Source organism: Shimia sp. R9_3, from assembly GCF_017743755.1.
In the GTDB taxonomy this organism is placed as follows: Bacteria; Pseudomonadota; Alphaproteobacteria; order Rhodobacterales; family Rhodobacteraceae; genus Shimia.
The window spans coordinates 482957-505576 of sequence record NZ_JAGHRP010000002.1; the positions used below are offsets into that span (position 1 = coordinate 482957).

Sequence of the window (22620 nt, forward strand, 5' to 3'; positions counted from 1 at the left end):
TGGATGGGCGCTTTCGGTCCCGCAGTCAGAGTCGCGAATTCGACGACATTCGCGTATACTTTTACCATTACGATCAGATAGGGGGGCGAGATCGAACTGGCCCGTGAAGTCTAGTACCAGAGAACAGATCAATGGCTATTTTTCGTTGGATTATCGGCTTCCCGCAACGCGTGGTAAACGCCCTTTTTGGCTACGACTTCTTTATATCGTATGCGCATAAGGATGGAGTGGGCTATCCACAGGCGCTTGATCGCGCGTTGAGTAAGGACTTTACAACCCATCTGGACACGCGCGACTATCGCCTCGGGCAAGATCTTGGGCTCCTAACCAAAATTCGCATCAGAAACAGCAAGCATCTAATTGTGGTGGCCCGACCCCATGCACTCACCAAATCAATTTGGGTTCGACGAGAGGTCGAGACGTTCCAGAATAAAGGCAAAGCACCGATCATTGTGGACGTTGACCGTGCGGTGAAGCGGGCACTCGATCAACCGGTCTCAGGGGCGCTCAGCGCGTGGATAAAGGCGCAGCAAATTGTCCACGATGACGGGTCAGTCATTGATCCACTGTTGTGGGTTTCGGATGACGGGGAAGTAAATGAACGCAATGAGAGAGTTCCTGCCCCCAAAGTGATCGAGCGCATTCGAGCCAGCTTCACTGGAGCGAAGGTTGAAACAATGCGATTGAGGGTCGTGACGGTCGCTTTTCTTAGCATGATGCTATTAGCGACTTTGTCAGCCTTTTTCGCCTACAACTTCGATGTTCAAAGGAAGACAGCGATCGAACGCTCCTCCGAACTAGCCGCAAGTTCAGCGTTATACTTAGTTGATAACGATTTTGTCGCCGAGGCCTGGGAGCTTGCCAAAGACGCGCTGCCCGCCGATGCAGAAGGGTCTGATCCGCATGATCCGCTTGCGATTACCGCAGGGATCGCCGTGCTGAATGCAAGTTCCAAAGGTACGTCTGACAAGATGACAGACCACATTCTGGACGCGGATTTCAATGCAACTGGTGAATTAGTGGTAACGGGCCACCAGGACGGGCATGTGCGCATCTGGAATGTCCGGACCGGATCCCTCTTACACCAAAGAAGCGTTCATGGGGACAGTGCTTTCTCGGTCGAGTTTTCTCCTAAAGCAAAAGTCGTTCTCAGCGGTGGCTTCGAAAAAACGCTTTTTGCTTGGAATTACGTCGAAAACACAGTGGAGGAAGTAGTCCAGATCGATGGAAACGTCACTGAAATTGAAGCTGCAGCAGCAGCTGCACGGATTGCGTTCCTCAGCTCGAGAGGTCAAATCAGGGTTTGGGATTTTGATAGCAATAGTGTGGTTGGTGAGCCTATTTCTGGGCATGAGAACTATCACGACAATTCCTTTGCAATCGATCCGGGTGGTACGCGTGTAGCCCTTAAAAGAAGGGAAGCCATCGTGATTTACGACGTTCGCGAAAACCGGGAGCTCTGCAGCATGCCCATAGGCGAAAAGAAGGTGAAGTCTCTCTACTTTGACCCAAGCGGCAATCATATCGCCGCGCGCATTTCGATCGGGGAGCTAAAGGTCGATCAACAGGTCTATGCAGCAGAAATAGAAGCAGAAGGGGAATGCTCCGACATGACCATGGTCGATCAAGATCCATCTCGCCGAGACGGGCTCTGTGGTCTTGGGGCGGTTGATAAAGAAGGGCTCGCTTGGGTGCCGGGCACCTCGTGGTTTATCTCACTGACGAAAGAGAAGTACCGTGTCGAGAAATTGGTCTGCGCAACGCTGGTGGATTGGACAACTAGCGAGGTGCTGCAGGTATCACAGATCCTGCGGAACAATGCGTGGGATGAAGAAATCACATCTGAAATCAATAAACTGGTGGTTTCCAATCCGATAGCCTCACAAAACCTGGACCTGTTCGCCTATCCCCGCAGTTATCCAGGTGGCGAATTCATTCGAAATTCGTGGATGCGTATGAACCCAGAGGAGTTGGGGGCCGGTGGCTCAACTGATAAGAAATGGGTTGCAGTAGCCTCAAACACGGGAGCTGACACAAGTGCCATGGTATCGGACACCATCCTGCGCGTTGTTCATGACCAAACAGGGGACATGGTGGAGGTCCCCCTACAGAAACCGTTGGGTGGTTTCCTAGAACCCCAAGTCGCCATTGATCCGAACGGAAACTATATTGCTGTCGCAGCTGGTGAGTGGGTGCAACTATATGCAATTTCGCCGTTGCGGCATGTGGATACAGTAACGATACCCAAGGGTGGCGATGTCGTTCCAATCATCGGTGCCGCGCTTCAATCCGAACCATTCAGGCTCTCGGTACTGCACGGTAGAACCAAAATCACTTCTTTCGCATTGGATCGCGCAGGAACGAGCTTGGTACAAGACGTTGATGGCTTTGAAGTGAGGCGCCCGGTGCAGGCGATTTCACCTGGGCCTGACGGAAGGCTTTGGGCAGTGGGAATGGGCGGCAGCTTCCTGATCATCGATCCTGCCTCTGCCTCCGTGGAAATTGTAGGGGAACTGCAAGTCGGAGATGCTAGGCAGAAAAGGCTCTATGAAATCTCAAGCTCGGCTGACGGTAAGACCGTTGCCGCTGCAGGTTCTGAACTGGGGGTATTCCTTCATCACAAACGTGGCCCGCATGCCAGTTGCCCGCGGGTCCACGTCGGCAAGCCGGAAGGTCTACACCTCACATATGACGGCAGGTTCTTGCTGGTTCAGGAAGGTCAGCACGGCGTTCTTCTCTTTGATCTTGCCACATGCAGATCGATTGGAAACTGGCAATTTTCATACGTGAGTGGCGTGTCATTTGGTGCTTCTGAAGCCGAAATCCAAGTGCTGAGCAACGGGGTGATTACCTCCCTCTTGCTGCCTACGCACTTAGGTCCGGACGGGCTGGCTGCCCGTCTTCGAAAAGCGCTCGCCAATTAGCGCGTCTTAACGGCGCGAGTTTAGTTTCCACGTAATGGAGGAAACCCTCCGACTTCCAGTCGGATCTGCTTCAGCGCGAAGAATCGTGTTATGACGTTACCCTCTGGAAAATGAGCCGAAGGGGGTCGGATGTCTCATTTTCCAGAGGGTAACGTCATGCGATATGACACCGGCAAACACTGCGTTTTCTATCACCGATATCACATCGTCTGGTCGACCAAGTACCGCTACAAGGTTCTGACCGCCGGGGTGCGCCTGCGGGTGCGGGACGTCATTCGTCAGGTCTGTCGCGAGAACGAGGTCGACATCCTGCGCGGGGTGTTGTCGAGCGACCATGTCCACATGTTCGTATCGGTGCCGCCGAAGATTGCCATTTCCGATCTGGTACGCAGGATGAAGGGCCGTTCGTCCCACAAGGTGCAGCGGGAATTCCCAGCCTTGCGCAGGCGCTATTGGGGCCGCCGGTTCAGGGGCAGGGGCTATTTCTCGACCACCAACGGCGCCATCACCGAAGACATCGTCCTGCAATATCTCGAAAATCACATCGCCGATCCTACCGACGCCAGTCGGTAGTGGTTCAGTCTAGGATCGATCCAGATGGATAGGACGGCCACTCGCCGATGTCCGTCGGTTGTCGGCCTTTAACCGATCCATCTCGTCCGGCGAAACCAATTGAGCGATGCCTTGCGTCAGGTCACGACAAAGCATAATTGAAACATCTTCACCGTTGCGGTCAAGATCGCCGACGGCGACAAACTGGTAACAGCCAAGAATTTCGCCGAGCGGTGTTCCATGTGCTGCCGCACTCGAGAGCAAGAACGGAAAAACTCCCATCCGGTCTGGCATGGTTTCTTCCGCATCGCGGATCGCAGCTATAAGCCTACGCCAAACTGAATCCTCACCTTCTATGCTGGCAGAAATTTCAGTCCCGAGTAAAGGAACGACGACGACAAAGCTGGCACGCCTGGTGCCAAAAGGAGCCGGATTTTCTTCTGCGTATATCGGCCTTGGCACAGTGTCCTGACCTTCCCAGCCGACACTACGAAACACAACTTGGATTCTGTCTCCGATCATGCCGGAAAAGGTCGGACCGTGCATGAAATGATCAAAGAGTTTCCTTCGATCTTTCGGCGCCTTCCGTGTCATCAGGATGCCAGACAACAAATGTTTCCAAAATCGGCGGCAGCATCGGTATCCTTATTCGCGGTGCGCGCGCGAGTTGGTTTGGCAAATCGCACGTTTGTTGCGTTTTCCTTTACGCAAGACGTAACGGTCAGAAAAAGGTAGCATGGATGGCTATTTCTGCTCTATGTGGGTTGATCAATCATGTAGATGAGGACAACGTGTGGTTGTTATGGCTCACCGTATGTAGTATCCAAAACAAAGAACGCCTCGACATTTATGCGTAGGGGGGCATCAAATGGCCAACACCACCAAGAACGTATTCATAAGCCATATCCATGAAGATGACGCGGGACTTGGCGACTTGAAGAACCTGCTCAAGAAGCATGGTATGGACATCCGTGACGGGTCGGTTAACTCCGAGAACCCGAACAACGCGAAGTCTCCAGACTACATTAAATCACAGATACTGGCACCTAAAATAGATTGGGCAAGTACGATGATTGTGTACATAACGCCTGAGACCAAGGACAGCGAATGGGTCAATTGGGAAATTGAAAGAGCGTTCCAAAAGGATAAGACGATAGTTGGTGTTTGGGAGCAAGGCAGCAACGGTTGCGAAATTCCTGATGCCCTCAAAAAGTATGGTGATGCCGTGGTTGGGTGGGACGGAGGCCATATAATCGATGCAGTAAATGGCGACTATCGAGGATTCAACAACCCTGATGGGACTCCGAGTGTCCCTCAACCAATCAAACGACATGCCTGCAGCTAAAAAAGCAACTGAGCAGAGCCTCTACTCATACGTTGTTCGTTATGACAGCGGTTTTGCACCCAACCCATTCGGAGGCTATTGTACGCTGGCTACCTGTAAGCCCGGCATAAGAAAGACTGCGCAGATCGGTGATTGGCTTCTAGGCACGGGAAGTTCCAACCAAAGGGTGAAGCGTGGTGGGCACGTTGTTTATGCCATGCGAGTGCAAGAAGCTATATCCACGGCGGATTTTTGGAACGACACACGATTCCAAGCGAAAAAACCCATTATTCCAGGTAGTTGGAAGACGGCGTGTGGTGATAACATCTATCAACCCATGCCAGATGGATCTTGGCGTCAGTTGAATTCATACCACAGCCAGGACGATGGCTCACCGAAGGTCGAACACATAGCAAGAGACACTGCCGTGCAGCGTGTCTTAATTTCAAAGGATTTCGTCTTCTTTGGCGCAGAGGGTCCGTTACTTCCAAGCCCATTTCGTGAAGGCGGCGCAAACGATCTACTGAGATCAAAGAGAGGATATTCCCGCATACAGGATCAGCAGGTTATTGGCGATTTTGTGACGTGGATAACATCTCTTCAAGTTCAAGGAGTCCAAGGGCAACCTTGGGATTGGTTGCAGCATTTTAAGTGAGGAATTTATGGCTTTAACTATTTTGGAATACGAACAACGTATTGCACCAACTGATCGCCTAACGAGCGAAAGTTTAACACCAGTTCTTCTCGGCTTGTTTGGTGAAGTTGGAAGCATCATGGCCACTTCGAAGAAGCTACATCGCGAAGGCGAAGCGTATATCGCTTATCTTGACGCCGTAGAGGAGGAGTTTGGTGACGCGCTTTGGTATCTGTGCGCCCTTTGCCGCCGCATAGGAGAGCCGTTGGACCAAGTTATCAGCGATGCTTGCAATGATGAACATACGGATTCGATGACTGTTGCAAGTCTTCATTTGGCTGCGCCAATCGCAAAGGTTCATAAGTTTCAAAATCTTGAGATTATAGATGTCCTACTGAAGGATTTGGGTAATAAAGCAGCAAACCTCTTGAGTGCGGAAATTGGACAGACAGACTTGCGCGCCCGTGTTGTCGATTTTGCGGCGGCCTATCTCAAAGCGGTCCAATCATCAAACGTGCCTTTTGGTAGAATTGTGCAATCGAACTTGGACAAAGCTACTGGAAGGTTTGTCCCGTCAGACCCTTCGTCCCTTCCTAGGTTCGATGAATCTTTCACTGATGATGAAAGCCTCCCTGAGAAATTTGAGATTGAGATTCATGAACGCCCAAATGGGAAGAGCTACCTTCGGTGGAAAGGCGTCTTCATTGGTGATCCTCTAACTGACAACATTAGTGATCCGGATGGCTACCGTTTTCACGACGTTTTTCACTTCGCCCACGCAGCTATCTTGCATTGGTCCCCCACATTTCGCGCATTGATTAGGCACAAACGCAAAAGCAATCCGGACATTGACGAAGCACAAGACAGCGGGCGTGCGATTGTCATTGAAGAAGGATTGTCGGCTTACATATTCTCATGCTCCAAGGAGCTAAACTTCTTCGAAGGGCAGTCCACAGTATCTTTCGATATTTTAAAGACTGTAAGCAACTTTGTTCGAGGTTATGAAGTCGAAGAATGTCCGTTGTACCTATGGGAACAGGCCATCATACAAGGATATGATGTCTTTCGAAAAATCAAGAAAAATAATGGTGGCGTTGTGGTCGGAGACAAAACTAACAGAACTATTACATATCGGTCTTTGTCATGAGAAAACTGTTTAGTGCAGACCACATCGTTGCAGAATTGCAGAATTTTGAATTTGATAATGCATTTAACCCCTATCGCGACGTTTGCCAAGCATATGACCATGAAAAGTCTGCTGACATGCGAGCCGAAATCTTGTTCGAAATGCTTGTTCGGGCTGATGAAAAGGCAGTCGACGCGATCTGGATCGGACGTGACTTGGGATATCGAGGAGGTCGCAGGACGGGACTAGCACTGACGGACGACGTGCGTTTTTCCTCTCATTTGAAACGCTGGGGGATTGATGCATCTCGACCGACAAAAGGGCAACCAGTCGCGGAAAGAACTGCATCAATAGTTTGGGATTTCCTTGATCTAATCGAGAAGAATATTTTTTTGTGGAACGTTTTTCCATTTCATCCACATGCGCCTTACGACGAATTTTCTAATAGAACACATAACGCTGCAGAACGCCGCTTTGGAGAAAGAGTTCTCAAATGCATTCAGGAGTTTATCAGACCTGAGAAAATAATCGCTATCGGTAATGACGCATCGAAAGTTGCTGTTCGATTATTTCCTGAGCTTAAGGTTCACAGCATTAGGCATCCGAGCTATGGTGGTCAGGCTGAAATTGCATCAGGAATCTCAAAAATATATTCTATTGAAAAAAACGATAGACAGCCTCGATTGATTTGACTGTTGTCAAATCTCATATGAAGTTTTCTTCAGGGTTTGGCGTGGAGTCGTATTCTCGAGATATGCGCACTCGTGAACCGAACCCGATTTGCGGTTCCTATCATCCAACTTAGCACTTTCGCGCCGATTGCCAGCTTTAAGTGGCAGTCACTTCATGCTCGTTAGGTGGATTACCGTGGCCTTTCTGCCCATTCCTCCGCCAAGGCCTAGCCCTTCGTTTGCGGCTTCGTCCTCATTCGCGCTGAGATCTTCGTGAACGTCCGTTAAACAGGAACTATCGCCTGCGCATCTCCTCTAGGTCTCGCCTCGGTAAGAAGCTCGCCTATATCCATCGCATTGGAGCGGATTGCAGCCGCTCTAATTGCCCGTTTGTCAGCGGGCGTGTTCGCGCTATGACCTCTATTGAAAGTCGGCTCGCTCTCGCGAAGGCGTCCATACCGGTTCTTGGAGAGCGTTGAGTGATCCGGGATACGGTCCCTCAGATCGAGGCGGCGGAACCGCCGATATGCCAGATTCAGATGCGCCTCTTCGCACAGTCTTCACTTGGAACGGATGCCGAGCGATAGCCGACCAGCAGCATCCGGATCAGCAGTTCAGAATCGACCGACGGACGACCGGTGTTGCTGCAAAAGTCCGTGAGATGCGATCGAGTGCTGCTCAGATCAACAAAGCGATCAATCGACCGAAGCAAGTGATCTTGGGGAACGTGGTCCTCCAAAATACGCCCGAGGCATTAAATCTGAAGACACGCACCCGTTCATATTCGAGGCATGTCCTGAAATGTCGTACGGATAAGCTTTGTCCTGTTCAAACGGATCAAGAGAGACCAGAACGGCTCTAAGTTTGCTTCTTGCCCGACAAGAGTTGTGTTTCAAGCCGGACAAGTTTCGATTCATACCGGACGACACATTCAGAGGAAAGTGGCTGGGGTGGTAGGATTCGAACCTACGGTGCGCGGTACCAAAAACCGGTGCCTTACCACTTGGCTACACCCCAACTGTGTGGCGGTATTTACTTAGAGCGGCTGGGAGGTGCAAGACCCGAAATGAGCTTTTTGGCGAAAAAATTGCCACTCGGTACAAAAAATTTTCGCGAAAGAATGCGCGCCCAATAAACACTGGGTTTTTGAAGACCTCGCGTCATTTCCCGGTGCCTGTCGTGGACAAAGGGGGAGGGGCAACGACATGGTGGGGCAAAGCGATAGAGAGGAGAGAGCCAATGTTCCTGGGAATGCGGCCGGAGAATGAGGCCCTGTTGGCGCAGGTCAAAGAGATGATCCGTGATGAGGTCATGCCTTTGGAGGAGGAGTACCATGCGGAGATCGGCAAAGAGGAGCGTTGGGCCTATACCGCGCGGCAGGCGGAGATTTTGGAAGGGTTAAAAGCCAAGGCCAAAGAGCGCGGGCTGTGGAATTTCTGGCTGACGGATTCGGACAAGGGATTCGGACTCTCCACCGTGGAATATGCGTTTTTTGCCGAGGAGATGGGCAAGACGCCGCTGGGGGCGGAGGTGTTCAACTGCTCCGCACCGGATACCGGCAATATGGAAGTGTTTGAGCGCTATGGCACGGAGGCCATGAAAGACAGGTGGCTGAAGCCGCTGCTTAATGGGGAGATTCGCTCTGCCTATCTGATGACGGAGCCGGATGTGGCGAGTTCGGATGCCACCAATGTCTCCATGTCCTGTGTGCGCGATGGCGATGACTATGTGCTCAATGGCGAGAAATACTGGGCCTCCGGGGCGGGGGATCCGCGCTGTAAGGTCTATATCGTCATGGTGAAAACCGGGGGCGAGGAGCTTCCTGTGCATAAGCGGCAGTCGATGATTGTGGTGCCTGCGGGCACCGAGGGTATCGAGATTCTGCGCCCCATGATGGTCTATGGGCAGGATGATGCACCGCACGGGCATATGCACATCAAATTCACCAATGTGCGCGTGCCGGCGGAGAATCTGCTACTGGGCGAAGGTCGGGGCTTTGAGATCGCGCAGGGGCGGCTTGGGCCGGGACGCATTCACCACTGCATGCGTGCGATCGGGCAGGCTGAGGTGGCGCTGGAGCGCATGTGTAAGCGCGCGCTGAACCGGGAAGCCTTTGGCAAGCCGCTGGCGCATCTGGGCGCGAACTACGACATCATTGCCGAGTGCCGGATGGAGATCGAGCAGGCGCGGCTGCTGTGTCTGAAAACCGCATGGATGATGGATCAGGGGGATGCCCGGGCTGCTGCGCCCTGGATCAGTCAGATCAAGGTGGTGGCCCCGAATGTGGCGCTGAAGGTGATTGATGAAGCGGTGCAGATGCACGGCGGCACCGGGATTTCACAGGACACCCCGCTCGCGCAGGCCTGGACACATGTGCGCACATTGCGGCTGGCTGACGGGCCGGATGCGGTGCACCGCCGTCAGGTGGCGCGCAAAGAGCTGCGCCAGTACACGCAGGAAAAGGTCTGACACCGCGTTTCTGTATCAGACCTGCGGTTGCATGACGGCAGTGTTTGATCAGAGGTAATTTGGAAGGCGCGGCCCGGGAGGTTGCGCCTTTTTCATTGGGTTACGGGTGTTTGGGGAGGGGGCGGTGTTCTAACTTGTTCGCGGTTGTGTGTAGTGCAGGTTGACGAACCTCTCTGATGTTGAATAGTTTTCTTGGACTAGGGCAGGGGGTATTTTTTGAAGCGCTTTGTTATCTGGCTAGGCATCGAATTTCGGGGTAAGCATGAGTGGTGGTAACTCACTAGAAGCGTTCGGGAAGACTGCTCAGGGTCTTGCGAGAAATCCTCTTGGCATAATCGCGCTGTTTATTGTGCTGGTCTACGGTTTTGCTTCGCTTGTCGCTGCTTTCAGCTCTTCATTTTCTCCGGCAGAACGTGCTCCGCTAATTTACTTTCTTGTGGTGTTCCCTGTTTTGGTGCTTGGAGTTTTTGCTTGGCTCGTGCGTTGGCATAGCGAGAAACTCTTCGGACCCGGAGATTTTAAAGATGAAACAAACTACATAAAGATGCAGATGTCTGCCGTGGCTTCATTGAGTGCAGCAACAGTGAAAGAAAATCCCACCAATTCGTCTCAGAGCGATATCGATAAATTGGTGGAACTTGTTCTGGAAGCAATGAGGGGGCAAGAGGCTCGGGATCACGTTGACCATATCCTATGGGTAGATGATCGGCCCGACAATAACATTCATGAGAGACGGGCCCTCGAGGCGGTGGGGCTCAGATTTACTTTGGCACTTTCAACTGAGGAGGCTATGCGGAAAATCGACAAAGAGAGATTTATCGCAATAATCTCCGATATGGGGCGCCGAGAAGGGCCGCGTGAGGGATATGTGCTTCTAGACGAATTGAGGGCGCAAGGTAACAACACCCCCTTATTCTTCTACGCGTCCTCAAACGCTCCTGAGCACAAACTTGAAACCGCAAATCATGGTGGGCAAGGCTGTACCAATAACCCTCAAGAGCTATTCCAGATGGTTACACGCGCTGTAATTACTAACCGTTCAAGCTAACAAAGTTGGCCTGTTGGTAGCTAGAAATGCGTTTTGTATCGAAGTGTGCGAAACCTCCTAGCAATAGATGCGCGGGCATTTAATGCTCTGTCCGCCTGAGAGAGCGGAAAGGTCTGCGATGGGCGCATCTGATGGAGGTACAGGGCTGGCCATGAGACCTGCTTTGGGTTTCAGTAGCCTGGGTCAAAGACCTTGGTGTATCAGCCTCTTTGTTGGATGCTAAACGCGCAGTTCCGTGGCCCGCGCCAGCCCGTCTGCCACGGCGGTGAAGACCTCGGCAAAGGTGTGTTCTGCGTCTGGAAACACGGTTTTCATGGTGCCGGAGACCACGGTCAGGAGGCTTGAGCCGCCAACGTAAATCACGCGGTCTATGTCTGCTGGAGTGCAATTGGCCATAGCGAGGGTGTCTTCAGCGGCCACCTGCAGCTGTTTGGCGTGATCGGACAGGAGCGCGGTGAGAATTTCGCCGCTCACCGGCTGCTCAAGACCACGCTCGATTTCTGACAGGCTGATCTTGGCGTTGGCATCACCGTTGTTGGCGGAGATTTTGCCGCGCTCCACATCAAAGGCCAGCTCATGGCCGAGCTCATCGCGCAGCACGGTTTCAAGGCGGGTGAGCTTTTCCGGCTCTTCCGCCTGGCGCAGCATGTCCTCGACGGTGCGGCGGGTGCGTGCGTTGTAGAGGAAGGGGATTTTCTCCCAGGTGGCGAGATCGTGGAAGATGGCGTTGGGGGCGGGCAGGGTGCCTTTGCCAAAGGTGTCGCGCAGCGGGGAGCCTTTGCCCAGCAGCGGCATGACATGGTGAAAGCTCAGCGCGCGGTCAAAATCGGTACCGCCGATGCGGATGCCGTGGTTGGCGAGGATTTCCACACCGGTGTCGGTGGTGCGGAACACCGAGAAATCCGAGGTGCCGCCGCCGATGTCGACAATCAGGCCGGTTTCACCGCGGTGTTCATGGGCGCCACAGGCGATTGCGGCCGCTTCGGGTTCAGAGAGGAAAGTGACCTCGGAAAACCCGGCGGCGAGGTAGCAGGCGCGCAGGTCGTCTTCGGCCTGTTGCTCGCGCGGATCGTCACTGCCGTGAAACACCACGGGGCGGCCTGATATGGCGTGGGTGAAGGTGAGGCCGGTCTGGGCCTCCGCCTGATGTTTGATGTGGCGCAGGAAGCGGGCGATGATTTCGACAAAGGTCACGCGCTCGTTCAGGATCTGGCGCTTTTCATGCATGAGCGTGGTGCCTAGCACCCGTTTGAGCGCGCGCATGAAGCGGCCTTCTTCGCCCTCAAGGAGCGCATCATTGGCGGGCTGACCCAGAAGCGTGGCGCGGCTGTCGTAGTCAAAAAAGAAAGTGGTGGGCAGGGTGGTCTGACCTGCCTCAAAGGTGATGAGGTGCGGGGCACCCTCCACCATCAGCCCCGCGGCGGAGTTTGAGGTGCCAAAGTCGATGCCCAAAGTGTGTGGTTTGGTGCTCATGGTCCGGTCTCCGCTCGGCAGGGAAAGGCGCGGGTTTTAGGGAGCGGGCAAGCGCCTGTCAAGGCAAAGAAAAAGGGCAGCCAAATAGCCGCCCTTCTGGAGAATGTTTGAGGTGCAGGCGCTGCTCACCCTTGCAGCGAACGCACTTCCAGGTCGCCTTCTTCGCGGGCTTTCATGGCCCGTGCTGCCGCGTTGGAGGCGGCGGCGGTGGTGAAGTAGGGGATCTTGTCAAACAGCGCCACGGAGCGGATCTCGCGGCTGTCGTTGACGGCTTGCGCGCCTTCGGTGGTGTTCATCACCAGAGAGATGTCGCCGTCTTTGAGGTGGTCCACGATGTTTGGACGGCCCTCATAGACTTTGTTCACTTTGGTGCAATCCACGCCTTGCTCGCTCAGCCATGTGGCGGTGCCTGCGGTGGCTACCACAGAGAAGCCCAGTTCGATCAGGATGTTGGCTGCCTCGACCATCGCGTCGGTCTTGTCGTCGTCTTTGACCGAGATGAAGGCCTTGCCGGAGGTGGGCAGCTCCATGCCTGCGCCAAGCTGTGCCTTAAGGAAGGCGCGTGCAAAGCTGCGGTCCCAGCCCATGACTTCGCCGGTGGAGCGCATTTCCGGGCCCAAGATGGTGTCGACGCCAGGGAAGCGGGCAAAGGGCAGCACGGCCTCTTTCACGGAGAACCAAGGCATGTTCGGGTCCGCCAACGTCATCTGATCCGCAATCGGCTGATCCTTGGTGGCGTCGAGTTCCACGTAAGGGGCGCGTTTGGGGAAGTCCGCGAGTTTTTCACCCGCCATGATGCGCGCGGCGATGGAGGCGATGGCGCTATCGGTGGATTTCGCGACAAACGGCACGGTACGGGAGGCACGTGGGTTCACCTCGATGAGGTAGATTTCGCCGTCTTTCACAGCGAACTGTACGTTCATCAGGCCAACCACATTCAGGGCCAGCGCAAGAGCGCGGGTCTGACGCTCGATTTCTGCGATGGTCTCTTTGGAGAGCGAATAAGGCGGCAGCGAGCAGGCGGAGTCCCCAGAGTGAACGCCAGCCTCTTCGATGTGCTGCATGATGCCGGAGATATGCACGTCTTTGCCGTCACACAGCGCGTCCACGTCCAGCTCGGTTGCCCCGGAGAGGTAGCTGTCGAGCAGAACAGGGCTGTCGCCGGATACCACAACCGCCTCAGCGATGTAGCGCTCCAGCTGGCCCATGTCGCGCACGATTTCCATGGCGCGGCCACCCAGAACGTAGGAAGGGCGGATCACCAGCGGGAAGCCGATTTCATCTGCAATGGCAAGCGCTTCGGCGTCGGTGGAAGCGATGCCGTTCTTGGGCTGCTTCAGCTTCAGCTCATTGACCAGCGCCTGGAACCGCTCGCGGTCCTCAGCAAGGTCGATGGCGTCCGGTGTGGTGCCAAGGATCGGGATGCCTTCTTCTTCGAGCGCGTTTGCCAGTTTCAGCGGGGTCTGGCCGCCGAACTGTACGATCACGCCGTGCAGGGTGCCGTTTTCCTGCTCAACGCGCAGGATTTCCATCACGTGTTCAAAGGTGAGCGGCTCAAAATACAAACGGTCAGAGGTGTCATAGTCGGTGGACACGGTCTCTGGGTTGCAGTTGATCATGATGGTTTCATAGCCCTGCTCGGTCAGCGCGTAGCAGGCGTGACAGCAGCAGTAGTCAAACTCGATGCCCTGACCGATGCGGTTCGGGCCACCACCAAGGATCACGACTTTCTTGCGCTCAGAGGGGCGCGCCTCACATTCCACTTCGCCCATCATTGGGGTTTCGTAGGTGGAGTACATGTAAGGGGTTTGCGCCTCAAATTCGGCGGCGCAGGTGTCGATGCGCTTGAACACGGCGGTCACGCCGAGGTTCTGACGGGCGCGGCGCACGTTGTCTTCATCGCGGCCAGAGAGCTTGGCGAGGCGTGCGTCGGTGAAGCCAAGCATTTTGAGCGCGCGCAGCTCTTTTTCAGTGACCGGCAGGCCGTTTTTGCGCACGTCCTCTTCGGCGTCCACGATTTCGCGGATGCGATCGAGGAACCATGGGTCAAACATGGTGACGCCGTGGATTTCATCGTTGGTCAGGCCGTGGCGCATGGCTTGCGCGATGGTGCGCAGGCGATCCGGGGTGGCGACGCTGATCGCTTTGATCACAGCGGCTTTGCCCTCGGCGGTGTCATCCGCGCCTTCGATCTCGACCTCATCAAAACCGGTCAGGCCGCTTTCCATCGAGGCCAGTGCCTTCTGCATGGATTCGTGGATGGTGCGGCCAATGGACATGGTCTCGCCCACGGATTTCATCGCGGTGGTCAGCTGCGGCTCGGAGCCCGGGAATTTCTCGAACGCGAATTTCGGGATCTTGGTGACAACATAGTCGATGGTTGGCTCAAAGGAGGCCGGGGTGACTTTGGTGATGTCGTTGTCGAGTTCATCCAGTGTGTAGCCCACTGCCAGTTTCGCCGCGATTTTGGCAATCGGGAAACCGGTGGCCTTGGAGGCCAGGGCCGAAGAGCGGGACACACGTGGGTTCATTTCGATCACAACCATGCGGCCATCGGCTGGGTTCACCGCCCATTGCACGTTGGAGCCGCCGGTTTCGACGCCGATCTCGCGCAGCACGTTGATCGAGTGGTTGCGCATGATCTGGTATTCTTTGTCCGTCAGCGTAAGCGCAGGGGCCACGGTGATGGAGTCGCCGGTGTGCACGCCCATTGGATCGACGTTTTCGATGGCGCAGACGATGATGGCGTTGTCCGCTTTGTCGCGCACCACTTCCATCTCGTATTCTTTCCAGCCGAGCAGGCTTTCATCCACGAGGATCTGGTTCACCGGGGAGGCGTCCATGCCGGTGCGGCAGAAGTGGATGTAGTCTTCGCGGTTGTACGCTACACCGCCGCCGGTGCCGCCGAGGGTAAAGGCAGGACGGATGATGGCAGGCAGGCCGATGCTTTCCAGCTCTTCGAGCGCAAGGCGGATGCCTTCGTCCAGATCAGCGGAGCCGCCGTCTTTCTTTGGGGCGGTCACGATGGAGGCGCGGGGGTTTTCAATGCCCAGACGGTCCATGGCTTCGCGGAAGAGTTTGCGGTCTTCGGCCATTTCGATGGCGTCGCGTTTTGCGCCGATCATCTCCACGCCGAACTTGTCGAGCACGCCCATTTCCTCAAGCGCGAGCGAGGTGTTGAGGCCGGTCTGACCGCCCATGGTGGGCAGGAGCGCATCGGGGCGCTCTTTCTCGATAATCTTGGCCACAACCTCTGGCGTGATCGGCTCGATATAGGTGGCGTCGGCCAGACCCGGATCGGTCATGATTGTCGCAGGATTGGAATTCACCAGAATGACGCGATAGCCCTCTTCGCGCAGCGCTTTACAGGCTTGCGCCCCCGAGTAGTCAAATTCGCAGGCCTGACCAATCACAATGGGGCCGGCCCCGATGATCATGATCGAGGAGATGTCGGTTCTTTTTGGCATGATAAACCTCGGGCTAGAAGGGCGTGGTGGGAGACGCCGAATGCGCAAATTGTCGTGGGTTATACGCATCAGGCGACAACGTGCAAGAGGGATCACCTGGGGAGCGGGATTTTGTCATGATCTGCCGCTTTCACCACTGTCATTTGCCAAAATGCGCCGTATATGACCAAAAGATAACTTTCGCCGACAGGGGATACAGGTGCAGATTCGCTTTGATCACGGGCCAAACGGGCATGCGACGCTGTTTGATGCGGCGGAGCATGTGATTTCGGTGACGGAGCCACATGAGGTGGATCTGGCCTTTGATGTGCTGAGACAGGCGCAGGCGGCAGGGTTCTGGCTTGCAGGATATGTGAGCTATGAGCTTGGCTATGTGCTGGAGCCACGGTTGCGCCGGATGCTGCCCAAGGCGCGGCGGCTGCCTTTGATGCAGTTTGGTGTGTTTCGCGCGCCAACCGCGGCCAAGGCGCTTTCGACAGATGCGCGGTTTGAACTGGGCGCATTTGCGCCGCGCTGGAGTGCGGCCACCTATCGCGCGGCATTTGACCGGGTGCATGGCTACATCGGTGCTGGCGATATCTATCAGGCGAATCTGACGTTTCCGATGGATGCGGCTGTGTCCGGGGATGCCGAGGCGCTTTATGCCGCGCTCGCAGCGCGTCAGCCGGTTGGCCATGGGGCGTTGATCAAACAGGCGGGTCTGCCGACAATCCTGTCACGCTCGCCGGAGCTGTTTTTCCGCACCGATGCGGCGGGCCGGATTGAGACGCGCCCGATGAAAGGCACGCAGCCCCGCAGTGAAGACGCGGCAGAGGATGCGCGTCGCAAGGCATGGTTGGCGCAGGACGAGAAGAACCGCGCTGAGAACCTGATGATTGTGGATCTTCTGCGCAATGACATCAGCCGTGTGGCGCAGCCGGGCAGCGTGAAGGTGCCTCAGCTGTTTGAGGTGGAGAGCTATGCGACCGTGCATCAGATGACCTCCACCGTGGAGGCGCAGTTGCAGGAAGACGCGCAGCTTGCCGATATTTTGCAGGCGCTGTTCCCTTGCGGATCGATCACCGGCGCACCTAAGCTGCGCTCGATGGAGATCCTGCGCAATCTGGAGCCGTGGCCCCGTGAGATCTACTGTGGTGCAATTGGCTGGGCAGCGCCGGACGGCAGCTCTGAGTTCAGCGTGGCGATCCGCACGATGCTGCTTGAGGGCGGGCAAGCCGTGTTGAACGTGGGCGGCGGTGTTGTCTGGGACAGCAAGGCGCCTGATGAATATGAGGAAGCGCTGTGGAAAGCCCGCTTTGCCAAGACGTTCCAGCCGGAACCCGCCTGATTGAGACCTTTCGCTTTTTGCCGGGGGCGGGCGTGGCGCGGCTGCACCTGCATCTGGCGCGGCTGAAACACTCGGCGCAGGCGCTGGGCTTTGCTTTTTCCGAAACAGATGTGTTGCGCGCGGTTGAGGCTCTGGAGGCGACCACCGATTTGCGCTGCCGTCTGACATTGGGTGCGGCCGGGGATGTGGAGATCACCACCGCAGAGATGTCGGTAGCGGCCACAAAGCCCTGGGTGTGCCGGATACATCCGGACCGTTTGTCCTCCGTGGATCAGCTTTTGCAGCACAAGACCACGCGGCGTGCGTTTTATGATGCTGCGCGGGCGGAGTTGCCTGAGGGCGTGCAGGAATGGTTGTTTCTCAATGAGCGCGGCGAGCTGTGTGAGGGCACCATCACCAATCTGGTGTTGACCACGGAGGACGGTGTTCGGCTGACGCCGCCTGTTGCGTCTGGCTGTTTGCCCGGCGTGTATCGGCAGAGTTTGATTGAAGCGGGGGCGCTGCGCGAAGCGGTGCTGAGCGAGGCGGATTTACATGCGGCGGAAGCGCTGCATCTGACAAATGCTTTGCGCGGGGAAATCCCGGCGGTGGTCAAATAGGCGCGGGCCTGAGGTCTGCGATGGAGATGCTAGTCCTTACTCTGTCTTGAAATTGAAACATGCGCGCGCAATTCTCCGGGCAAAACCGATTGAGGACAGCAGTTTGCCCGCACAAAACACCACCCGGCTCTGGGCCGAGTTTCTGATCCTGTTTGTCCTTGCGCCGGTGCTGATTGCCACTTTGCTGCCGGCCACGGTGATGTTCTCCGCGCTTTTTGCGCTCACCGCGCTGGGCATCCTTCTTTTGCATCTGACGCCGGGCTTTCGCTGGCGGGCGCTGGGCGAGGGCATGGCGGAGATCAAGCTGCGGCAGATGCTGATCTATACGGCCCTGATGTTTGCGGCCTGTTTTGCGGTGACGATGCTGTTTGCACCGGAAACCTTGTTCTTTCTTATAAGGAACGAGCCGCAATTGATGGTGGTGATCCTGATCTTCTATCCGTTTGTGTCCGCATTGCCGCAAGAGCTGGTGTTCCGCCCGCTGTTCTTTCGCCGCTATAAGGCGATCCTGCCAAAGGGCGGGGCGGCGATCTGGCTGAATGCGGGGCTCTTTGCGCTGGCGCATCTGATGTATTGGAGCTGGGTCGTGGCCATCATGACCTTTGTGGGCGGGGTGATTTTTGCCCATGCCTATAAAGAGCGCGCCTCTTTCCCGTTGGCGGTGCTGATGCATGCGATTGCGGGCAATATCATCTTTCTCATGGGGCTGGGTGTGTTTTTCTACTCCGGCAACGTTGTGCGGCCGTTTTAGCGCCATTTCGCGCGGCGCGGACCTTGACTTTATGGCCTCAAAAAGGTGTATCGGCGCGACCATTGTTTTTCACCCTGAAAGAGGGGCCGCACATGCACGCCTATCGCAGCCATACCTGCGCCGACCTGAACAAATCCAATGTGGGCGAGACCGTCCGCCTGTCTGGCTGGGTGCACCGCATCCGTGACCACGGCGGCATTCTGTTTGTCGACCTGCGCGATCACTTTGGCATCACGCAGGTGCTTTGCGATCCGGACAGCCCGGTTTTCTCCCAAATGGAGAAGGTGCGCAGCGAGTGGTGTATCCGCATTGATGGCAACGTCAAAGCGCGTGACGCTGACCTGATCAACGACAAGATCCCGACCGGTGAAGTCGAGGTGTTTGTGCGTGATCTGGAGATCCTCGGCGCGGCGGATGAGCTGCCTTTGATGGTGTTTGGCGATCAGGAGTATCCTGAGGAAACCCGCCTGAAGTACCGCTTCCTCGACTTGCGTCGTGAGCAGATGCAGCAGAACATGGTGCTGCGCTCTGATGTGGTCTCCTCCATGCGCAAGCGCATGTGGGACAAAGGCTTCCGCGAGTATCAGACGCCGATCATCACCGCCTCCAGCCCGGAAGGTGCGCGCGACTTCCTCGTGCCGTCCCGTCTGCATCCGGGCAAGTTCTACGCGCTGCCACAGGCGCCTCAGCAGTTCAAACAGCTGATGATGGTTGCGGGCTTTGACAAATACTTCCAGATCGCGCCGTGCTTCCGTGACGAAGACCCGCGCGCTGACCGCTCCCCGACCGACTTCTACCAGCTCGACATGGAGATGTCCTTTGTGGAGCAGCAGGACGTCTTTGACACCATCGCGCCTGTTCTGGCCGGTGTGTTTGAAGAGTTCGGCGGTGGCCGCAAGGTGGACGCGCCAGAGAGCTGGCCGCAGATCCCTTATGCGGAAGCGGCGCTGAGATACGGCTCTGACAAGCCTGACCTGCGCAACCCGATTGAGATGCAGGTTGTGAGCGAGCACTTCGCAGGCTCCGGCTTTGCGATCTTTGCCAAGCTGCTGGAGCAGGAAGGCACCGAAGTGCGCGCCATTCCGGCACCGACCGGTGGTGGCCGCAAGTTCTGTGACCGCATGAACAAATTTGCCCAAGGCGAAGGCCTGCCGGGCATGGGCTACATCTTCTGGCGCGACAAAACCGCAGACAGCGTGGCGCAGGAGCTGGGCATTTCGGTGAAAGAGGCGCAAGCCAAGCTGAAATCCGGCGAAGTGGAAGGTGGCATGGAAGCCGCTGGTCCGCTGGCCAAGAACATCGGCCCTGAGCGCACCGAGGCGATCCGCCAGCAGCTGGGTCTGGGCGTGGGCGACGCGGCCTTCTTCCTTGGCGGCAAACCCAAAGCCTTTGAAAAGATCGCAGGCCGCGCGCGTGATGTGATCGGCAAAGAGCTTGGTCTGATCGACGAAGATCGCTTTGCATTTGCTTGGATCGTGGACTTCCCGATCTATGAAGCAGACGAAGAGACCGGCAAGATCGACTTTGAACACAACCCGTTCTCCATGCCGCAGGGTGGTCTGGATGCGCTGAACGGCGATCCGCTGGCGGTCAAAGGCTATCAGTACGATCTGGCGTGTAACGGCTATGAGCTGGTTTCTGGCGCGATCCGGAACCACCAGCCGGAAATCATGCTGAAGGCGTTTGAGATTGCCGGTTACGGCGAAGAGGAAGTGAAAGAGCGCTTTGGTGCGCTTTACAAAGCCTTCTCTTACGGCGCACCACCCCACGGTGGCTGTGCGGCCGGTGTGGATCGCATCGTGATGCTGCTGGCTGATCAGCAGAACATCCGCGAAGTGATGATGTTCCCGATGAACCAGCGCGCCGAAGACCTGATGATGAACGCGCCCAACGATCCGTCCAGCGATCAGCTGATGGAGCTGGGTCTGCGGGTGATCCCGCAGGAGTGATCCGCGGGGTAAGCTCACAAAGGGCCGCTTTCACGAAGGTGAGGGCGGCTTTTTCTTTTGGGGCGTCGTTCGTCTGGACTGTGAACAAAGGCTTGGCCAAGTCTGGGCGCTGTGCCACTACTTCGGGAAACGAAGGAATGCCAAATGACTGACCCAAGACCTGTTGGATTTGCCGTGCCGGATTGGCAGGCGCCACCGCGCCCAACAGGGGCAGTCTTGGAGGGGCGTTATGTGCGGCTGGAGCCTTTGAATGCGGAGGCGCATGCGGCGTTGCTGTATCGGGCCTATCAGTCTGATGAATGGGTTTGGGATTACATGCCGTATGGGCCGTTTCATTCCTCAGCCCAGTATCATCGCTGGGTGCGGGAGACGGTCGCGAACCCCGATCATTTTTTCTATGCGATCTACAGCAAAGCGGATCGGACGTTCACAGGTGTTGCCTCTTATCTGCGGATCGCACCGGAAGCAGGGTCCATTGAGGTCGGCAATATCAACTTCGCACCAATGATGCAGGGCACGCCTGCGGCGACGGAGGCGATGTTTCTGATGATGCAATGGGCCTTTGAGGCCGGATATCGGCGGTATGAGTGGAAATGCGACGCGCTGAATGCGCCCTCGCGGCGCGCGGCGCAGCGGTTGGGCTTCAGCTATGAAGGCGTGTTCCGTCAGGCGCTGGTCTACAAAGGGCGCAACCGGGACACCGCATGGTTTGCCGCTATTGATCAGGAATGGCCTGCGCTCAAGGCGACGTTTGATGTCTGGCTCTCTCCCGGCAATTTTGATGCGGCAGGGCAGCAGAAAGAGCGTCTGAGCGATTTGACGCGATTGGTGCGTGCGAGCGGAGACCCGACGCTGGGATAACCTCCCAGATCGACAGGCACGGGATGAGCTTCGCGGCGACGTGTCTTCACGCGCGGCGGGCGTTTTGGGTCTAACGCGCAGTGGCGGGAGATCAGATGGTGGCAGTTTGCGCCAGCCGGTCCTGCACCACGCCGGTGAGATGGGCCACATCTGCGGTTGGCATGTGACCTGCCTTGCGGGCACGTTCCACCGCTTGTACGGCACTCAGCAGGGATGCGTCCTCCGAGCTGCGCGCGATGCCGCCCAGGAATTGCGCCACATAGTCCACCACACCGTCTTTGAGAGCCTGTTCAGGGGTTTCCTGAAGGGTGTCGGCCGCGTGCATCAGATCATCGCGCAGCGCGACCGGATCGGGCTGGATAGCCTCATTGTCGGCGATGCGCGCGATGGTGGGGCGGTAGCCTTCGGTCAGTCGCGACAGGATGGCCTGCTGGAAAGAGGACAGGCTGCCGTAAGGCTTGGCGATAAATCCGTCTGCCCCTGCGGCCAATGCACTGTCTTCGGCAAAATCATCGCCTGACGTTCCGAGGATCAGCTCGACCCGTGGGGAGGCATGGTGCAGTTCTTCGATCAGTTCCGCGCCAGAGCCGTCCGGCAGGCCCATATCCACGATGATCACCGTGGGCAGATGGATTTGCAGGTGGCGGCGGGCGGAGGTCAGGCAGTCTGCGCGGCGGATGCGCGCGCCGGAGCGGACACACATGAGCCGCAGGGCATCAGAAGCGAAGCGGCTGTCTTCGACCACAAGCACGGTCATACCCAGAAGCGGCCGCGCAGCTGATGGCGAGGTCAATGGGGGGAATGGGGACTGGTCATTCATGGCTGAAATCCTCAACGAAGCAAACTAACTGAAACATTCACATGGACTCAGGCTAGCCAGCACATGACTAACGAAGCGTTAATCGCTGCCGCGACGCCCTGCCGCTTGCGCGCACGCGATGCAAATCCCATAACAGCGGTGAGCGGGACCAAAGCGATCCATGGAGGACAAAAATGATTGGACGACTGAACCACGTGGCGATTGCTGTGCCCGATTTGGAGGCTGCGAGCGCGCAATACCGTGATGCGCTGGGGGCCAAGGTAGGCGCGCCGCAGGACGAACCGGATCACGGGGTGACGGTGGTGTTCATCGAGCTGCCGAACACCAAGATCGAACTGCTTTATCCGCTGGGAGAAGACAGTCCTATCAATGGCTTCCTTGAAAAGAACCCGTCAGGTGGCATTCACCATGTCTGCTATGAGGTCGATGATATTCTGGCGGCGCGTGACCATCTGAAAGAGACAGGTGCACGGGTTCTGGGCAGTGGAGAGCCCAAGATCGGGGCGCATGGCAAGCCGGTGCTGTTTTTGCACCCAAAGGACTTCAACGGCTGCCTTGTCGAGCTTGAACAGGTCTGATCAAACCACATATTTGGGTAGGAAAGCGGGCAGTTTTGCCCGCTGAC

Annotated in this window: 18 protein-coding genes, 1 tRNA gene and 1 pseudogene; 14 read left to right on the plus strand and 6 right to left on the minus strand. The window is 56.2% G+C overall.

Features of this window, described 5'->3' with window-relative positions; all coding sequences use genetic code 11:
• The first annotated feature begins 131 nt into the window (after positions 1–131).
• Positions 132–2924 carry a TIR domain-containing protein gene (locus tag J7412_RS06775; protein WP_209077976.1) on the plus strand — a complete coding sequence of 931 codons (2793 nt, stop codon included), beginning with the start codon at positions 132–134 and terminating at the stop codon, positions 2922–2924.
• Between the two features lie 156 nt (positions 2925–3080).
• The gene (gene tnpA / locus J7412_RS06780; protein ID WP_209077977.1) at positions 3081–3497 is read left to right on the plus strand and encodes an IS200/IS605 family transposase; all 417 of its coding nucleotides are present in this window, start codon (positions 3081–3083) and stop codon (positions 3495–3497) included.
• 9 nt (positions 3498–3506) lie between these two features.
• On the opposite strand, the gene J7412_RS06785 is transcribed toward tnpA, so the two are convergent.
• On the minus strand, positions 3507–4085 hold the full coding sequence (locus tag J7412_RS06785; RefSeq protein WP_209077978.1) for a hypothetical protein: 579 nt from the start codon (positions 4083–4085) through the stop codon (positions 3507–3509).
• Between the two features lie 259 nt (positions 4086–4344).
• Between J7412_RS06785 and J7412_RS06790 the strand changes: the two genes are divergently transcribed.
• The 4 genes from J7412_RS06790 to J7412_RS06805 are packed head-to-tail and all read left to right on the plus strand — an operon-like array spanning position 4345 to position 7252.
• The gene (locus tag J7412_RS06790) at positions 4345–4821 is read left to right on the plus strand and encodes a TIR domain-containing protein (RefSeq protein WP_209077979.1); all 477 of its coding nucleotides are present in this window, start codon (positions 4345–4347) and stop codon (positions 4819–4821) included.
• Positions 4784–5455, plus strand: a complete 672-nt coding sequence (locus J7412_RS06795) for a hypothetical protein (RefSeq protein WP_348540473.1) — start codon at positions 4784–4786, stop codon at positions 5453–5455. The genes J7412_RS06790 and J7412_RS06795 overlap by 38 nt, the downstream gene beginning before the upstream one ends.
• A 7-nt stretch (positions 5456–5462) precedes the next feature.
• Positions 5463–6581 (plus strand): nucleoside triphosphate pyrophosphohydrolase family protein, encoded by a 1119-nt coding sequence (locus J7412_RS06800; protein ID WP_209077980.1) that lies wholly within the window; start codon positions 5463–5465, stop codon positions 6579–6581.
• Positions 6578–7252: a uracil-DNA glycosylase gene (locus tag J7412_RS06805; RefSeq protein WP_209077981.1), complete on the plus strand. Its 675-nt coding sequence runs from the start codon at positions 6578–6580 to the stop codon at positions 7250–7252. The genes J7412_RS06800 and J7412_RS06805 overlap by 4 nt, the downstream gene beginning before the upstream one ends.
• Before the next feature lie 416 nt (positions 7253–7668).
• Here the strand turns inward: J7412_RS06805 and J7412_RS06810 are convergent.
• Together J7412_RS06810 and J7412_RS06815 are read right to left on the minus strand one after the other, a co-directional pair.
• Positions 7669–7973: pseudogene (locus J7412_RS06810) on the minus strand (transposase); the annotation flags it as partial.
• 200 nt (positions 7974–8173) lie between these two features.
• Positions 8174–8248 (minus strand) — tRNA-Gln (locus J7412_RS06815).
• A 222-nt stretch (positions 8249–8470) separates the two neighbouring features.
• On the opposite strand from J7412_RS06815, the gene J7412_RS06820 reads away from it, so the two are divergent.
• Together J7412_RS06820 and J7412_RS06825 are read left to right on the plus strand one after the other, a co-directional pair.
• Complete coding sequence (locus J7412_RS06820) at positions 8471–9700, plus strand: acyl-CoA dehydrogenase family protein (protein ID WP_209077982.1); 1230 nt, start codon at positions 8471–8473, stop codon at positions 9698–9700.
• 262 nt (positions 9701–9962) lie between these two features.
• Positions 9963–10748: a response regulator gene (locus J7412_RS06825; RefSeq protein ID WP_209077983.1), complete on the plus strand. Its 786-nt coding sequence runs from the start codon at positions 9963–9965 to the stop codon at positions 10746–10748.
• Positions 10749–10967: 219 nt separating this feature from the next.
• Here J7412_RS06825 and J7412_RS06830 read toward each other — a convergent pair whose 3' ends face one another.
• Positions 10968–12221, minus strand: a complete 1254-nt coding sequence (locus tag J7412_RS06830) for an Hsp70 family protein (RefSeq protein WP_209077984.1) — start codon at positions 12219–12221, stop codon at positions 10968–10970.
• Positions 12222–12346: 125 nt separating this feature from the next.
• Entirely contained in the window at positions 12347–15688 is a 3342-nt protein-coding gene (gene carB, locus J7412_RS06835) for a carbamoyl-phosphate synthase large subunit (RefSeq protein ID WP_209077985.1), read from the minus strand.
• Between the two features lie 199 nt (positions 15689–15887).
• Between carB and J7412_RS06840 the strand changes: the two genes are divergently transcribed.
• The 5 genes from J7412_RS06840 (at position 15888) to J7412_RS06860 (ending at position 21175) form a co-directional block, all read left to right on the plus strand.
• Positions 15888–17015: an aminodeoxychorismate synthase component I gene (locus tag J7412_RS06840; protein ID WP_209077986.1), complete on the plus strand. Its 1128-nt coding sequence runs from the start codon at positions 15888–15890 to the stop codon at positions 17013–17015.
• Positions 16970–17614, plus strand: coding sequence for an aminotransferase class IV family protein (locus J7412_RS06845; protein ID WP_348540474.1), 645 nt, complete (start codon positions 16970–16972; stop codon positions 17612–17614). The genes J7412_RS06840 and J7412_RS06845 overlap by 46 nt, the downstream gene beginning before the upstream one ends.
• A 103-nt stretch (positions 17615–17717) precedes the next feature.
• Complete coding sequence (locus J7412_RS06850) at positions 17718–18365, plus strand: CPBP family intramembrane glutamic endopeptidase (RefSeq protein ID WP_247743796.1); 648 nt, start codon at positions 17718–17720, stop codon at positions 18363–18365.
• 92 nt (positions 18366–18457) lie between these two features.
• A complete protein-coding gene (aspS, locus tag J7412_RS06855) occupies positions 18458–20314 on the plus strand; it encodes an aspartate--tRNA ligase (protein ID WP_209077988.1) in 1857 nt (618 codons plus the stop codon).
• Between the two features lie 144 nt (positions 20315–20458).
• Positions 20459–21175 carry a GNAT family protein gene (locus tag J7412_RS06860; RefSeq protein ID WP_209077989.1) on the plus strand — a complete coding sequence of 239 codons (717 nt, stop codon included), beginning with the start codon at positions 20459–20461 and terminating at the stop codon, positions 21173–21175.
• 91 nt (positions 21176–21266) lie between these two features.
• Here J7412_RS06860 and J7412_RS06865 read toward each other — a convergent pair whose 3' ends face one another.
• Positions 21267–21995 carry a response regulator gene (locus tag J7412_RS06865; RefSeq protein WP_209077990.1) on the minus strand — a complete coding sequence of 243 codons (729 nt, stop codon included), beginning with the start codon at positions 21993–21995 and terminating at the stop codon, positions 21267–21269.
• A 173-nt stretch (positions 21996–22168) separates the two neighbouring features.
• Here J7412_RS06865 and mce point away from each other — a divergent pair, with 173 nt between their 5' ends.
• Positions 22169–22573: a methylmalonyl-CoA epimerase gene (gene mce, locus J7412_RS06870; RefSeq protein ID WP_209060970.1), complete on the plus strand. Its 405-nt coding sequence runs from the start codon at positions 22169–22171 to the stop codon at positions 22571–22573.
• The last annotated feature ends 47 nt before the right edge of the window (positions 22574–22620 follow it).